We start from the raw sequence: 14,562 nt of genomic DNA on the forward strand, positions 1-14,562 counted from the left end.
CTGCGGTCAGCGTCGTCTTACCATGGTCAACGTGCCCAATCGTGCCGATGTTGACGTGCGGTTTTGTACGCTCAAACTTTTCCTTTGCCATTCCTCAGGCGCCCTTTTGCGATTTGGGGGACCCTTGGTCCCGTGGTTACATCTGCGCGCGCGAGATATTTGGTTCAAAGGGGAAAATCAAGCACATCCTGAGGGAAATGCGCCGATCACGCCGGATTTTGCGTGAGCTCGCTCGTTTCCAGCGGCTGGATCAGGTCCGGACGCCGATCAAACCAACCATTGTCCTTGTGTTCTTCGGCCAGCCACTCTTCGACTCGGTCGGCAACTTTCAGGGCAAGGCCGCTCATCTGCTCTTCTTTTGTGCGGGTATTGCCCGATCCTGTCAGAGCGCTCTCTCCGGTCGTGTCTTCCAGAACTTGGAATTGCTTACCCTTGGCGAGGAATTCTTTCTTCTTCACATCGTAGACATTGACCAGAACAATCGCCGTGCTTTTGGGATTGTAGATGACGGGAATGCCCGGAGGCGCCAGCATATAGCCTTCGAGACTGATACCGATGTCATATTCCTGTGCGCCTTCATAACGGCCGAGACGGATATCAACCGCGTTCTGAATGGCGTTTTCCCATTCTTTTGGAGTCGCATCGCGCGAGACCGGTCCTTGGCGGGCTTTCTCAGCGAAAGCGTAGTTTACGCGCAGCTTGAACTCCCCCAACGACTCGGGTTCTTCATACACTTGCGTCTGCGTGCAGGCGCCCATGAGGGCCAGTCCAGTAATCAGGGTCAAAATGCGCAGCATGATCTCGTCTCGATAGGCCTGTTTTTCTTTGATCTAGCGCACCGATACGGCATGTGCCAAGCCGTATCGGCGGATTTCGCCCGAAACCCTCGACAGATCACGAGAATTTATAGTCACGCGGGAAACCATAGGGGGGTTTTTTCCCGACGCTGGCGCGTTTGGCCAGCCATTGGGACATATCCGCCTCGTGTCGGGTTTTGTCGCCGCCCATGGACCACTTGAGCCCTTCTTCCCAGTTAAAGGTGGTGATGTCGGACAGGCCGCCATCCAGCTCCAACGTGCCCTGCCGGCCGCGCGCCATATTGTATTTCTGCAAACGCACGCCTTTGCCTCGGGTCATCTCGGGCAGCTCTTCGGTCGGGAAAACCAGGAACTTGCCATTCTGCGAGACTACTGCGACGTGATCGCCTGCGACGGGTTTACAGATCATCGCCGTCTCGTCGCCCTTGACGTTGAGTACCTGTTTCCCGTTGCGGGTCTGCGCCAGCACGTCATCCTCGGGCACCATGAAACCGTTGCCAGCGTCCGAGGCCACCAGCAGCTTGCGCCCCGGTTTGTGGATCAGGATGTCGATGATCTGCGCCTCGTTCGGAAGATCGACCATCAGGCGGAGCGGCTCACCCATGCCCCGCCCGCCGGGCAGGTTGGCGGCACTGACGGTGTAGAAGCGTCCGTTCGAGGCAAAGACCAGCAACCGATCCGTGGTTTCCGCATGGAAGATGAACCGGGGGCCGTCACCGTCTTTGAACTTTAATTCACGCTTGAGGTCGATGTGACCGGTCATGGCCCGAATCCAGCCCATCTGAGAGCAGACCACCGTGATCGGTTCCTTATCGATCATCGCCTCAAGCGGCACTTCCTCGACCTGTCCGGCCTCGGCGAACCGGGTACGGCGCGCGCCGCCTTCGTAGTCTTTGCCGAAGGTCTTCTTGGTCTCTTTCAACTGCTCGGCGATCTTGGCCCATTGCAGAGCGGGATCGGCCAGTAGGTCTTCGAGATTGGCGCGCTCCAGCATCAACTCGTCGCGTTCGCGGACCAGTTCCATCTCTTCCAGACGGCGCAGACTGCGCAGGCGCATATTGAGAATCGCGTCGACCTGAACTTCAGACAACTCACCCTCACCCGGTTTGGGCGTGATGTAGTCGGATTCGTCCGTGGCGCGGACGTGATCAATCCCCCAATCCTCGCGCATCAGCGCCGCTTTAGGGTCGTCGTCGTAGCGGATGATGTCGATCACACGGTCGAGGTTGAGGAAGGCGACGATAAAGCCCTCCAACACTTCCAACCGGTGGTCGATCTTGGCCATGCGGTGACGCGAGCGGCGGATCAGGACTTCTTGTCGGTGATCGAGGAAGGCGCGCAGCACTTCCTTCATCGAGCAGACCTTGGGCGTCACACCGTCGATCAGCACGTTCATGTTCAGGCTGAACCGCACCTCAAGATCCGAGTTGCGATAGAGCATGCCCATCAGCACCTCGGGGTCCACGTTCTTGGAACGCGGCTCAAGGATCAGGCGGATGTCATCTGCGGATTCGTCCCGCACGTCGGCAAGGATCGGGATTTTCTTGGTCTGGATCAGTTCCGCGATCTTCTCGATCAGCTTGGATTTCTGAACCTGATAAGGGATCTCGGTAACGACGATCTGCCATTGGCCACGGCCAAGATCTTCGACTTCGAACTTACAGCGCAGCCGGAAGGATCCGCGCCCGGTGCGATAGGCTTGCGCTATGTTCTCGGGCGGTTCGACGATCACGCCGCCTGTCGGAAAATCCGGGCCGGGCACGTAGTTCAACAGCGTATCGTCGCGCGCATCGGGCGTCTTAATCAGATGCAGACAAGCGTCGCAGAGTTCCGAGATATTGTGCGGCGGAATATTCGTCGCCATGCCCACCGCAATACCGCTGGCCCCATTGGCCAGCAGGTTCGGAAACTGCGCAGGCAGCACGACCGGCTCGGTCAGCGTCCCATCATAATTGTCTCGGAAATCAACAGCATCTTCGTTCAGACCTTCCAGCAGCGCCTCGGCCACGATGGTCATCCGCGCTTCGGTGTATCGCGAAGCCGCGGGGTTATCGCCGTCGATATTGCCGAAATTCCCCTGCCCGTCGACCAGCGGGTAGCGGACGTTGAAGTCCTGCGCCAGACGCGCCATCGCGTCGTAAATCGCGGCGTCACCGTGGGGGTGATAGTTACCCATCACATCGCCCGAGATCTTCGCGGACTTCCGGAAACCTCCGGTTGCACTGAGTCGTAGTTCCCTCATCGCATAGAGGATTCGCCTGTGAACCGGTTTCAAACCATCACGCGCATCCGGCAGGGCGCGGTGCATGATGGTGGACAGCGCATAGGTCAGATAGCGCTCACCAATTGCGCGGCGTAGCGGTTCGGCTACCTCGCCCCCATTGTCAGGGGCCTCCATGTTGGGGTCGTCGATCGTATCGTTCATATATGATGTGATACGACGCAAGCGCAGCTTGGTAAAGCAACCAAGACTTATTTTACTGGGGACAAGTCGCGCTTTTTGCAACAGGGGGAGGCAACCCCCGGATTTCCCCCATTTTTCGACTCCCGCCTCGAAATATGCTATGGTCTCATGAATTAAACTGCTGCCAATTCTTGTATTTACGATTTCTTCGGGGGGAAGCGTCATGACGCGCCTGATACTTGTTACTTTTGCCGCCCTTGGCTGGGCCTTCTACGTCATGAGCGGAGGCCCCGATTTCGAGCCGCGCGGCCTGCGCAGTGACAATCCGCAGCGTATGGCGGCCACGTTCGAACCTGCACCCAAGGCGACGCCTCCGGCTGCCGCACCGGTTGAGGAGTTGGTGACCCGCGCCGCAGTTCAACCCATCCCTGTTATTGAGTTTATTGCAGAACCAGAACCTGTTCTGGGTGAGGAAGAAACCAAGGCGCTTCTGTCTCAGGTTGCAGCCGGATTGCAGGCGAATCCGTCCCTGTTCGAAGATCAGGATGTCACGTTGACGCTGGCCTCGTTGGAAGGCGGCGTGACGGCGATGCAGCAGGTCACAACCGATGCCGAACCTGCTGTGGCACCTGTCGCAGAGCCCGAAAAGGACATCCGAGAAATCTCTGGCACTCGCGTCAACATGCGTGACGGGCCGGGCACGATCTATCCCATCATCGGTAAGGCCACGATCGGACAACGGGTCGAGGTCCTGAGCGATTCCGGCACGGGTTGGTTGCGCACACGCGTGTTTCCCGGGCAACAGGTCGGATGGATTTCGGCATCACTGGTCCGCAAAACCACAAACTGACGTCCGGGCGTCATTGCCCTGTTTCCTCTCGCAGCCTAGGTGTTGGGGACGTTGAGGTTCGGGGCCATCATGCAGAAATCAATTCTTATTACCGGCTGCTCGTCCGGCATCGGCCTGGATGCAGCACACGGTATGCGTGCGCGTGGTTGGCGCGTCTTTGCCTCGTGCCGCCAGCAGCGTGATTGCGACAGGCTGCGCGCGCAGGGATTTGAAAGCCCGCGAATTGACTATCAAGACACAGGCAGCATCACCGCCGGACTGGCCGAGGTTCTTGAGGCCACCGGAGGCACTTTGGATGCCCTGTTCAACAACGGAGCGCACGGGCTGCCCGGCGCGGTCGAAGATGTGCCGACCGACGGTTTGCGGTTCATCTTCGAATCGAATGTCTTCGGCTGGCACGAGCTGACGCGGCAGGTCATTCCCGTCATGCGCGAACAGGGTAATGGGCGCATTGTCCAGAACTCCTCGGTTCTGGGGTTGGTCGCGTTCCCCTGGCGCGGCGCCTATGTCGCCACCAAATACGCGATCGAAGGTCTGACCGACACGATGCGCCTGGAACTACGCGGCAGCGGCGTCAAAGTCATCCTGATCGAACCCGGTCCAATCACGTCGAAAATCCGCGAAAAGGCGATCCCGGTGTTCGAGCGCTTCGTGGATTGGGAGAACTCGGTCTTGCGTGACAGGTACGAGGCGTCGCTGCTGAAACGGCTCTATGAAGGCTCTGGCCCGGACACGTTCGAACTGCCTGCCTCGGCGGTCACCAACAAGCTGGCCCACGCGGTCGAAGCGAGACGGCCAAAGGCGCGCTATTACGTGACGACGCCGACCTATATCGCAGGCTATTTGCGGCGAATTCTGCCAACAAAAGCCATCGACCGAATCCTGTCAGACATCTGAGGCAAAATTTCCCGTTCGCTTTTGGCCCTGCAGGCGCTAGATCAGGCGCACCCAAAGAAAAAGCGGACGGTGACTGACGATGGACCCTTTGATGGTCGTTTTGCTCTTGGCGATGGCGGCGGTTGTCGTCGTGCTGACCCTTGGCATCGCAAATTTCGGAAAAAGCGGCATGGATGCCGCCAAGAAGAGCAACAAGATGATGCGCCTGCGCATCCTCTTTCAATTCATTGCCGTATTGCTGATTGTGCTTTACGTCTTCCTGCGCGGACAAGGAGTTTGAAGATGGTCGTTCTGAACAAAATCTACACGCGCACAGGCGATGACGGGAAAACCGCTTTGGGCAATGGCGAACGGGTTGCAAAATACTCGGGTCGCGTGGCCGCATATGGCACGGTTGATGAGCTGAACGCCTTTGTCGGCGTCGCCCGGACCGAAGCCGAGGGCGAAACTGACGCCGCGCTGGCCCGCATTCAAAACGACCTGTTCGATCTGGGGGCTGATTTTTGCCGCCCCGACATGGAAAAAGACGCAGAGGCCGACTACCCGCCGTTGCGCATCGCGCCTGCCCAAATCGACCGGCTAGAGGCTGAAATCGACGCGATGAATGCCGATCTTGAACCGCTGCGCAGCTTCATCCTGCCCGGCGGCTCGGCTTTGGCGGCGCATCTGCATGTCTGCCGCACCGTCTCACGCCGGGCTGAGCGTCTGGCGGTTGAGCTGACCAATATGGAACCTGTCAACGAAGTCGCGGTCAAATACCTGAACCGTCTGAGCGATTGGTTCTTCGTCGCCGCCCGCTGCGCCAACAACAGCGGCAAGGATGATGTCTTGTGGGTTCCGGGCGCGAACCGCTGAAAGCGGCGGGACGTCCAGTGGACGTCCCGGCGACCGGAAGGGCGGAGCCCCGGTTTAGAAGGCAGGCGCAACGTGTCGTCTACTCGGCGCCCCGGTCACCAAAACAATCAATCTACTAAGTTCAGCTGGGCGGGTTGGCGACAACGACCAAGTCCTTCCGACCGCACCATCGTCGGCCAACCTTCAAAAAATCTGTGCTCCCTATTCGTTAAAAAACACAAAACGCGACGTCTCAAGCCCATGACGTGACGATTTTGCTCTGTTGTCGATGAGATTGAGGCGCTATCTAGTCCCGCGAGAGCATTGGTGGAGTCGCGACGCGGCTTGCCGTTTTTGTAAGGAGCGAACGCAAAAATGAAGGTACTTGTGCCTGTCAAGCGCGTGATTGACTACAACGTTAAAGTCCGTGTTAAGGCGGATGGCAGCGGTGTTGATCTCGCCAATGTAAAGATGTCGATGAACCCGTTCGACGAGATTGCAGTTGAAGAGGCGATCCGCCTGAAAGAAGCAGGTAAGGCTGACGAAGTTGTTGCTGTTTCGATCGGCGTGAAGCAGGCGCAGGAGACGCTGCGGACTGCTCTGGCCATGGGTGCGGACCGCGCGATCCTGGTTATTGCTGCGGATGACGTCCACACGGATATCGAGCCTCTGGCCGTCGCAAAAATCCTGGCCAAAGTGGTCGAGGAAGAGCAGCCAGGCATCGTTCTGGCGGGCAAGCAGGCGATCGACAACGACATGAACGCCACCGGCCAGATGCTGTCGGCCTTGCTGGGCTGGAGCCAGGGCACCTTCGCGTCCGAGCTGGACATCGAAGGCGACACCGCCAAGATCACCCGTGAGGTTGACGGCGGCCTGCAGACTATCAACGTCAAGATGCCGACCATCGTGACCGTTGACCTCCGCCTGAACGAGCCGCGCTATGCGTCGCTGCCGAACATCATGAAGGCGAAGAAAAAGCCGCTGGATGAGAAAACCGCCGCCGATTACGGCGTCGACGTCACTCCGCGTCTGGAAATCGTCAAAACCGACGAGCCGCCGGCCCGTGCCGCTGGTATCGTCGTCGGCTCGGTTGATGAGCTGGTCTCGAAACTCAAAGAAGCGGGGGCTGTGTAATGGCTGTACTTCTGCTTGCCGAAGTCAACAACGGCGAACTGTCGCTGGACGCCACCGCCAAGGCCGTGTCCGCTGCGAAATCGCTGGGTGATGTGACCGTTCTGGCAGCGGGCGGTTCTGCCGCTGCTGCCGGTGAGGCTGCTGCCAAGATCGACGGCGTGTCCAAGGTTCTGGTTGCTGAAGACGAGTCGCTGGGCCACCGCCTGGCGGAATCGACCGCAGCACTGATCGTAGGCCTGGCCGATGGCTATGAGCACATCGTTGCCCCTGCCACCACCGACGCCAAGAACGTCATGCCGCGCGTTGCTGCGCTGCTGGACGTGATGGTGATCTCGGATGCGTCCGGCGTGGTTGACGGCTCGACCTTCGAGCGTCCGATTTATGCAGGCAACGCGATCCAGACCGTCAAATCGAACGACGCCAAAAAAGTCGTCACCTTCCGCACCGCTTCCTTTGATGCGGCAGGCGAAGGCGGTTCGGCTGCGGTTGAGACCATCTCGGTTGGCGAAAACCCCGGCCTGTCGTCCTGGGTTGAGGACAAGGTTGCCGAGAGCGACCGTCCCGAGCTGACCTCGGCTGGTGTTGTTGTTTCGGGCGGCCGTGGTGTCGGATCGGAAGAAGACTTCAAATTGATCGAGACTCTGGCTGACAAGCTCGGCGCCGCTGTTGGCGCGTCGCGTGCCGCCGTGGACTCGGGCTATGCCCCGAACGATTGGCAGGTGGGTCAGACCGGTAAGGTTGTTGCACCGGACCTGTATGTCGCCGTCGGCATCTCGGGCGCGATCCAGCACTTGGCTGGTATGAAGGACTCGAAGGTCATCGTTGCGATCAACAAAGACGAAGAAGCACCGATCTTCCAGGTTGCTGACTTCGGTCTGGTTGCTGACCTGTTCCAGGCCGTACCCGAACTGACCGAGAAACTCGGCTGATCGAACCAAGCGGTTGCTTGGAAAACCATTGTAAGGCCCGCCCCCTCGGCGGGCCTTTTTCAATGCAAATCACGGATCGATCGGGAAAGCGCTTCTGCGATCCGACGATGGGTCGCCGGGCCGATCATATGTTCGGCCATAGGCTGCTGAAGGGTCCCGAACAGCATATCCTCCAACTCATCCGATTCGCCGGAGATCCGGACTGACATCGAAACGACATCCGCACCGAACGGACGCAGTGCGTCCAACATCTCGGTATCCACAAAGACCGGTTCACAGCCCAGCGGTGCGGCGACCTCATGGGCGATCTCGCCATCGACCTGCAGGTTCAGCAAAACGACCGGAGGCCGGACCTCCTGTAGAAAAGCGCCAAGCGTCTCGACCCACTTTTTGCGCAACTCGTGGGTGACGATTTCGAAGCGTGCGTCCGAATAGGAATGCAACAGCCCCAGCAAGTGACGCACAAAATGGACGTCCGTAAAATCCACCTCAGGGTAAAGCGTCAGCAGGTCCGGTGTAGGAGACAGAAACCGGTCATTGCGGCGCGGATGCACCCGGTAAAAGCGATTCGATTGCCCCAGCGCCCCCGGCAATTGCAGCACGCAAAGATCGGAATCATTCGCCAGCTCAACCAAGGTGGAATCGCCGCACAGCGCCTCAACCCCACAAAGAAGACTGCCAAAGTTGACGCATTTGCGGTCCAGCAAGCCTTCGAGAATCGCGGCATAGGGGTGCTCAACGAACCTCCCAAAGGTCTCATCCCCTCCGATACATGCCAGATAGGAGCCGTCCAATGCGCGCGACGGCCCCCGGAACCGTAGTTTTGACTCCCCATACTGACAGATGCTGTCTTCGGGCACTGCTGCGCCCGTTCGATGATAGCTCATATCACTCACCCAATTTTTCACCCGGTTGCCATCTTGCCGTCGCAAGTCTTGCGAAATTGCTAATGCGCGGATTTGAGGCAAGTTTGACCGATCCGCAGACCTCTGATGCCTCTTGCCGCCCGCCCCAAACTGCCGGTAATGTCGCGGCGAGCTGAGAGCAGAGGCACCAGAGCATGGAAATCAAATCGGTCGGAGTGATTGGCGCAGGCCAGATGGGCAACGGGATCGCGCATGTTCTGGCCTTGGCCGGCTATGACGTTCTGGTCAATGACGTCAACAAGGACGCCCTGGACAATGCCGTTAAGACGATTGAGGGCAATCTGGCGCGTCAGGCTTCACGCGGGAAGATCTCGGACGAGGCTGTGCAAGCCGCTTTGGGGCGGATCACCACCACGCTGGAATTGCCGCGTCTGGGCCAGACCGATCTGGTGATCGAGGCCGCGACCGAGCGTGAGACGATCAAACAGGCGATCTTTGAGGATCTGCAACCGCATTTGCTGCCCCATACAATCCTGACATCGAACACATCCTCGATCTCGATCACACGTCTGGCCAGCCGGACCGACCGGCCAGAGCGGTTCATGGGGTTCCACTTCATGAACCCGGTGCCCGTCATGCAACTGGTCGAGCTGATCCGAGGGATTGCCACCGACGAAGAGACCTATAACGCCTGTAAGGCCGTTGTCGACAAACTGGGCAAAACCGCCGCCAGCGCCGAGGATTTTCCGGCTTTTATCGTGAACCGTATCCTGATGCCGATGATCAACGAGGCGGTCTATACGCTCTATGAAGGTGTGGGGAGTGTTCAATCCATCGACCAATCGATGAAGCTGGGCGCCAATCACCCGATGGGACCGCTGGAACTGGCAGATTTCATTGGGCTCGACACCTGTCTGGCGATCATGAACGTGTTGCATGACGGATTGGCCGATACCAAGTATCGCCCCTGTCCGCTGCTGACGAAATATGTCGAGGCTGGATGGCTGGGGCGCAAGACCCAGCGTGGATTCTACGACTATCGCGGCGACGTGCCGGTTCCGACGCGCTAATAGGGGGCCGGCCCCCTCGCCCGGATTTCATCCGGTCTCACCCCCGGGATACTTTAGCCAGATGAAGGAGCGGATCAGCGCTTTGCTATGCCGCCCAAGGACATCGTGTGGTTTCGTAGCCACGCCATGAATCCACGCGGGTCGCGTTCGAGCAGCTGCATGTCTTCGCCCGAGATCGGCTCTCCGATCACCGGGGATTGGGGCTTGTTGCACGAGCGGACGATCTCGTGCAGCAACAAGCCCTGCCGCAGGATCGGCGAGAGTTTGTTGGCGATCTGATAGGCGCGCGAGTTGCGGCCGGGGAAGTAGATCGGCACCACGGTCGCGCCTGAACGGCGTATCATCTTGGCGGTGAAGACGTTCCATTCGCGTTCAATCGCCGGCCCGAACCAATCATCCGAGGACATCACTACACCCGAGGGGAACAGGGCGACCACGCCGCCCTCTTTCAGGTGGTCCATCGCCTTGGTCCGCATTTCCAGCATTTTGGTTTGCGCTTCAGGATCATGCGGGAAGGGAACCGGGATCATAAACGAGGTCGCGGCCTCATCCAAGCCAGTCAGAACCGAGCGGGTCAGAATACGGTAGTCGCTACGGACACGTCCAATCAGTTCAGCGAAAATCATGCCGTCCACCATGCCATGAGGATGGTTGGCGACAACGACAACGGCGCCGGTTTTGGGAATACGTGCGATCTGTTCCTCGGGTGTGGTGAGGGTGATCCCCATCGTCTTGAGCGCCCCACCCCAGAACCGCTGGCCGCGATACTGCTCGTTTTTCTTTTCGAATTTATTGACCATCCGAAGAATGGTCAGCTTGCCAGTAAACCATTCGATGGCGCGGATTGCCGTCGCGGTCCAGGCATCGTCGAACGAATTGGCATAGGTAAGGGTTCTACGGTCGTAGACCTCGCCCTGATCTTCGGTCCCGTCTACAACGGGGCCTGTCTTGGTGTCGTGCGTTGTTTCCGCCAATTCCTGGTCTTCCCGTTCTTCCTGTCCCGGCGGGGTGGCTTTAGAACCCCTCGCCGAACTTGTCGTTCACAAGCGTTTCCAAGGCTTCTGCCAATGCCTCAGCATCCGGCCCGGAGGTCTCGACGTCAATAGTGGTTCCGCGCGAGGCTGCCAACATCAAAAGGCCCATGATACTGTCGCCTGATGCAGAAAGTCCGTCCTTGGAGACTTCGGCACTGGCATCGAAACCTTCTACCACCTCAACCAGCTTGGCCGAGGCGCGGGCGTGCAGGCCCTTTTCATTGATGATTTTCAAGCTTCGATTGGTCATTTCAATACGTCCGGTCCTAGTCCAATGTCACATTTTGCGCATTGATGTACTTGCGTCCAGCCTCCATCGCGTGACGCACGGCGTCGGCCACGGGCAAGTGGCGACTTTTAGCCAGTTTGATCAGCATGGGAAGGTTCGCGCCATACAAAATGCGCCGATCCTGCGGCGCACAGGCCCGGAGGCTAAGGTTCGACGGGCTGCCACCGAACAGGTCCGTAACGATCACCACACCGCCACCCATATCAACGTCATTTGCGGCGCGGCAGATTTCGGCCTGCTTTTCATCGCGGTCATGATCGGCTTCGATCGCAATCGCGACCAGGCCGGGCTGAGGCCCGACAACATGCTGCATGGCGGCCAGATACTCTTTGGCCAACCCTCCATGCGCTACGATCACTATCCCGATCAATCCGGCCTCACATTCAATGCGCGTCGTTCCATCTCGCGGTGCCTAATTGCCACCTGCTGCCCCCTGTCTGCAAGGGCTTTCGCAATCGCCTCGGCCAAAGCGACAGATCTGTGCTGGCCGCCGGTACACCCGAAAGCAACCGACAGGTGCGCTTTACCCTCGGCGCGAAAGGCAGGCAGCAGAAGGTCCAGCATTCCGACCACCCGGTCAAAGAACGGAGCGTAGTTCTTGTCATTTTGGACATAGCGCGCCACGTCAGCGTTTCGACCATCAGCAGCACGCAATTCGGGGCGCCAGTAAGGATTGGCCAGAAAACGGCAATCAAACACCATGTCGAGGCCGCGCGGCAGGCCGCGCTTATACGAGAAGGACTCGATCGAGACCGCAAGATGGCGGCCACCTTGTGGGGCGAACCAGTGTTCGACCTCTTCACGCAGTTGGTGAACATTCAGGGCGCTGGTGTCGATCAGGGTATCGGCGATTTCGCGAATTGGGGCCAGCAGCTCTTTTTCCTGACGCACGCCGGTTTCAGGGCCCGCGTCCTTTGCCACAGGGTGGCGCCTGCGAGTTTCCGAGAAGCGGCGCAGAAGAACCTCATCACTGCAATCCAGATAGAGGACGGTCAGGTCAACCTGTTCCATGCGGCCCAGCTTGGCGGCCAGTTCGATAAAGCCGATTGTAGAGAAATCCCGGTTGCGCGCATCAATTCCCAACGCCATGGGCCGATCGTTCCCCGAGCCTTCCAGCAGGCGCGTGAGCAGCCCCATGGGCAGATTGTCTATCGCCTCAAACCCCAGATCCTCAAGCACGTGAATGGCTGTCGATCGTCCTGCGCCGGACGGCCCGGTCACCAGAACGATCCGCCGTTGCGCTGTCATGTGCTGGTCCATCCCGGGTCTACGCGCCCCATTTTAAGCAGTTGCATCAGTGCTTCGGCCAAATTGGGCACGCCAGCGCCAAACAACAAGGGTACATAGTGCCCCAGCAGTTGCAAAGTAACGGGCTCTGGCAGGCGGGTGGTTTGCGTCTGGTCCATGTCGATCACATAACCCAAGGCCACCGGGCCGCAAGGGGCGGCGCGCAACAGTCCGATGCCACGCGCCTCGATCAAGCCGGCAATCCGCTGTGGTGCGTCGGCAATCACCGCGCCCTCGTCCCGGCTCAGATCGACCCGATCGTCGGCAACCAGATCGGCCCCAAGGGCCATCATGCGAAGGGCGAGTGAGGATTTACCCGACCCCGAGGCCCCAACGATCAGCAGCCCCCGCCCCTCAACCGCGACACAGGTTGCGTGAACGCAGGCACTCTCCATGTCCGCGATGTCTGAAAGAGTCTGACTGCACATGTCCTAGACAGGAAGCCCCACGACGAAACGCGCACCCAGCGGCTCCGAGGTGACATCGGCTTCGGTCGGTCGGATATTCTCAGCCCAGATCACACCGCCATGAGCTTCGACAATCTGTTTCGAGATCGCCAACCCGAGGCCGGAGTTGTTGCCAAAATGCTCCTCGGGGCGCTCAGAGTAGAAGCGTTTGAAGACCTTGGTCAGAGCCTGTTCTGGTATGCCGGGGCCTGTGTCTTCGACAACGACAAGCACACGGTGGTCGCGTTGACGTACCCAAACGCGGATCGCATCGCCCTCCTCGCAGAAGGAGATCGCATTGGTGATCAGATTGACGAAAACCTGGGCCAAGCGCGCCTCAAGCCCATTGATCACGATCGGGTCGGCGGGTAGATCGGTGGCGTATTCAATGCCCTTAGACTTGGCATCTTCGCCCAGAAACTGACCCAAATTGTCCAGCAGTTTCAGCAGGTCAAAGGGCTGCTCAGCCTCTTTCACAAGCTCCGCATCCAGCCGCGAGGCGTTAGAGATGTCGCTGACCAGACGGTCGAGACGCCGCACGTCATGTTCGATGACTCCCATCAGCTTTTCGCGCTGATCGTCGCGCTTGACCATCCGCAGCGTTCCCACGGCGGATTGAAGACTGGCCAGCGGGTTCTTGATCTCATGCGCCACGTCGGCCGCGAACTGTTCATTTGCGTCAATCCGGTTGTAGAGTGCCGTGACCATGCCCCGCAGCGCCAGGCTAAGGCGACCAATCTCATCGGGACGCGCGCTGAGGTCCGGGATACGAATGCGGCCCGGATTAACGCCTGTACCCCGGTCCTTGCCCATCTCGGCCGCGGCGGCCAGATCGGCCAGCGGATTGGCAATGGTCGACGCCAGAACAAGGCTGAGACCGACCGAGACCAGCAGAGCCACAACAAACATTTGCAGGATCCGCTCCTGCTCTCGCCGGGCCAGCGCGTCGATCTCGCCTGCCGGTCCGGTTATGGCAACAGCTCCAACCGTCGTGTCGTTGAACACGATGGGAGCGGCGGCAACGATCACCGTCTCTTCCATCTCGTCCTGCACAGCTTGCACCTGTGTTCTGCCGCCAAGCGTATCAGGGATGATGGATTGCACCCGTTGGGCCAGTGTCGGGGCCTCGTCAGTCGTTGACCAGTTGAATACCCGGGACACCCCGGTCCATACCGCATTCAAAGCGTCACTGATAACGGTGCTTCCGGTTTGGATGTCCGCCTCTGATTGCAGGATGGTTGACAGATCCACCGCAACTGAGGCACCCCGCGTCCAGCCGATCAACGTGCCGCTGGCGTCGTAGACGAAAACTTCGCCACCTTCTGGTAGGCTTAACCCTGCCAGCGTGTCACCCACATCCAGCACCCGCGGATTCTGAGCGCCCGCGGCTGCGTTCTGACGGATCTGAGCCTCGAACACGTTGCTGACCAGCTGCGCATCACCCATCAGGTTGCGCGCGGTTTGCTGAACCTGTTCCTTCCGAGAATCGTCCAGATACAAAAGCCCGGTCACCAGAATGACCAAAGCGATCAGGTTGAAGGTGACGATCTTGCGCGCCAAAGGCGAGCCACGCAGAGAAAACAGGTTCCTCCGCGACCGCTTTTCTCGCAGTTCAGCAGACTCGGGGTCTTGTGGGATAACCCAGTCATCCCCGATGACGACATCACCGTCGTGCAGCTCGTCAAATTGGTCAGTGTCACGCAC

At 59.0% G+C, this 14,562-nt stretch carries 17 protein-coding genes; 7 read left to right on the forward strand and 10 right to left on the reverse strand.

Features of this window, described 5'->3' with window-relative positions; genetic code table 11:
• The 3 genes from ACR0KL_RS17570 to parC form a co-directional block, all read right to left on the reverse strand.
• On the reverse strand, positions 1-91 hold a 91-nt coding region (locus ACR0KL_RS17570), incomplete at its 3' end, for a GTP-binding protein (protein ID WP_215675807.1).
• A 115-nt stretch (positions 92-206) separates the two neighbouring features.
• Complete coding sequence (locus ACR0KL_RS17575; protein ID WP_170380416.1) at positions 207-797, reverse strand: hypothetical protein; 591 nt, start codon at positions 795-797, stop codon at positions 207-209.
• 97 nt (positions 798-894) lie between these two features.
• Positions 895-3,243, reverse strand: coding sequence for a DNA topoisomerase IV subunit A (parC, locus tag ACR0KL_RS17580; RefSeq protein WP_170681210.1), 2,349 nt, complete (start codon positions 3,241-3,243; stop codon positions 895-897).
• 202 nt (positions 3,244-3,445) lie between these two features.
• On the opposite strand from parC, the gene ACR0KL_RS17585 reads away from it, so the two are divergent.
• From ACR0KL_RS17585 to ACR0KL_RS17610, 6 genes are all read left to right on the forward strand, one after another.
• Positions 3,446-4,072 (forward strand): SH3 domain-containing protein, encoded by a 627-nt coding sequence (locus ACR0KL_RS17585; RefSeq protein WP_480555471.1) that lies wholly within the window; start codon positions 3,446-3,448, stop codon positions 4,070-4,072.
• A 69-nt stretch (positions 4,073-4,141) separates the two neighbouring features.
• Entirely contained in the window at positions 4,142-4,969 is an 828-nt protein-coding gene (locus tag ACR0KL_RS17590) for an SDR family NAD(P)-dependent oxidoreductase (protein ID WP_170681212.1), read from the forward strand.
• Positions 4,970-5,048: 79 nt separating this feature from the next.
• Entirely contained in the window at positions 5,049-5,249 is a 201-nt protein-coding gene (locus ACR0KL_RS17595) for a twin transmembrane helix small protein (RefSeq protein WP_170380419.1), read from the forward strand.
• A gap of 2 nt (positions 5,250-5,251) precedes the next feature.
• Entirely contained in the window at positions 5,252-5,824 is a 573-nt protein-coding gene (locus ACR0KL_RS17600; protein WP_170380420.1) for a cob(I)yrinic acid a,c-diamide adenosyltransferase, read from the forward strand.
• A 354-nt stretch (positions 5,825-6,178) separates the two neighbouring features.
• The gene (locus ACR0KL_RS17605; protein ID WP_170556409.1) at positions 6,179-6,937 is read left to right on the forward strand and encodes an electron transfer flavoprotein subunit beta/FixA family protein; all 759 of its coding nucleotides are present in this window, start codon (positions 6,179-6,181) and stop codon (positions 6,935-6,937) included.
• Positions 6,937-7,866 carry an electron transfer flavoprotein subunit alpha/FixB family protein gene (locus ACR0KL_RS17610; RefSeq protein ID WP_170380422.1) on the forward strand — a complete coding sequence of 310 codons (930 nt, stop codon included), beginning with the start codon at positions 6,937-6,939 and terminating at the stop codon, positions 7,864-7,866. Before ACR0KL_RS17605 ends, ACR0KL_RS17610 begins: the two co-directional genes overlap by 1 nt.
• Positions 7,867-7,925: 59 nt before the next feature.
• Here ACR0KL_RS17610 and ACR0KL_RS17615 read toward each other — a convergent pair whose 3' ends face one another.
• Positions 7,926-8,753 (reverse strand): DUF6473 family protein, encoded by an 828-nt coding sequence (locus ACR0KL_RS17615; protein ID WP_480555467.1) that lies wholly within the window; start codon positions 8,751-8,753, stop codon positions 7,926-7,928.
• 173 nt (positions 8,754-8,926) lie between these two features.
• Here ACR0KL_RS17615 and ACR0KL_RS17620 point away from each other — a divergent pair, with 173 nt between their 5' ends.
• A complete protein-coding gene (locus ACR0KL_RS17620) occupies positions 8,927-9,802 on the forward strand; it encodes a 3-hydroxybutyryl-CoA dehydrogenase (RefSeq protein WP_170474043.1) in 876 nt (291 codons plus the stop codon).
• Between the two features lie 74 nt (positions 9,803-9,876).
• Here the strand turns inward: ACR0KL_RS17620 and ACR0KL_RS17625 are convergent, their stop codons facing one another.
• Genes ACR0KL_RS17625 through ACR0KL_RS17650 form a run of 6 tightly spaced genes read right to left on the reverse strand, consistent with a single transcriptional unit; the run spans position 9,877 to position 14,562 of the window.
• Entirely contained in the window at positions 9,877-10,776 is a 900-nt protein-coding gene (locus ACR0KL_RS17625) for a lysophospholipid acyltransferase family protein (protein ID WP_170681214.1), read from the reverse strand.
• Positions 10,777-10,816: 40 nt separating this feature from the next.
• On the reverse strand, positions 10,817-11,086 hold the full coding sequence (locus tag ACR0KL_RS17630; RefSeq protein WP_170380425.1) for an HPr family phosphocarrier protein: 270 nt from the start codon (positions 11,084-11,086) through the stop codon (positions 10,817-10,819).
• A gap of 16 nt (positions 11,087-11,102) precedes the next feature.
• Positions 11,103-11,495 carry a PTS sugar transporter subunit IIA gene (locus tag ACR0KL_RS17635; protein WP_170474049.1) on the reverse strand — a complete coding sequence of 131 codons (393 nt, stop codon included), beginning with the start codon at positions 11,493-11,495 and terminating at the stop codon, positions 11,103-11,105.
• On the reverse strand, positions 11,492-12,373 hold the full coding sequence (gene rapZ, locus ACR0KL_RS17640) for an RNase adapter RapZ (RefSeq protein ID WP_170681216.1): 882 nt from the start codon (positions 12,371-12,373) through the stop codon (positions 11,492-11,494). The genes ACR0KL_RS17635 and rapZ overlap by 4 nt, the downstream gene beginning before the upstream one ends.
• Complete coding sequence (locus ACR0KL_RS17645) at positions 12,370-12,840, reverse strand: HPr kinase/phosphatase C-terminal domain-containing protein (RefSeq protein WP_170681218.1); 471 nt, start codon at positions 12,838-12,840, stop codon at positions 12,370-12,372. The genes rapZ and ACR0KL_RS17645 overlap by 4 nt, the downstream gene beginning before the upstream one ends.
• A gap of 3 nt (positions 12,841-12,843) precedes the next feature.
• Positions 12,844-14,562: a sensor histidine kinase gene (locus ACR0KL_RS17650; protein WP_170641374.1), complete on the reverse strand. Its 1,719-nt coding sequence runs from the start codon at positions 14,560-14,562 to the stop codon at positions 12,844-12,846.

This window comes from Ruegeria sp. C8, assembly GCF_056537565.1.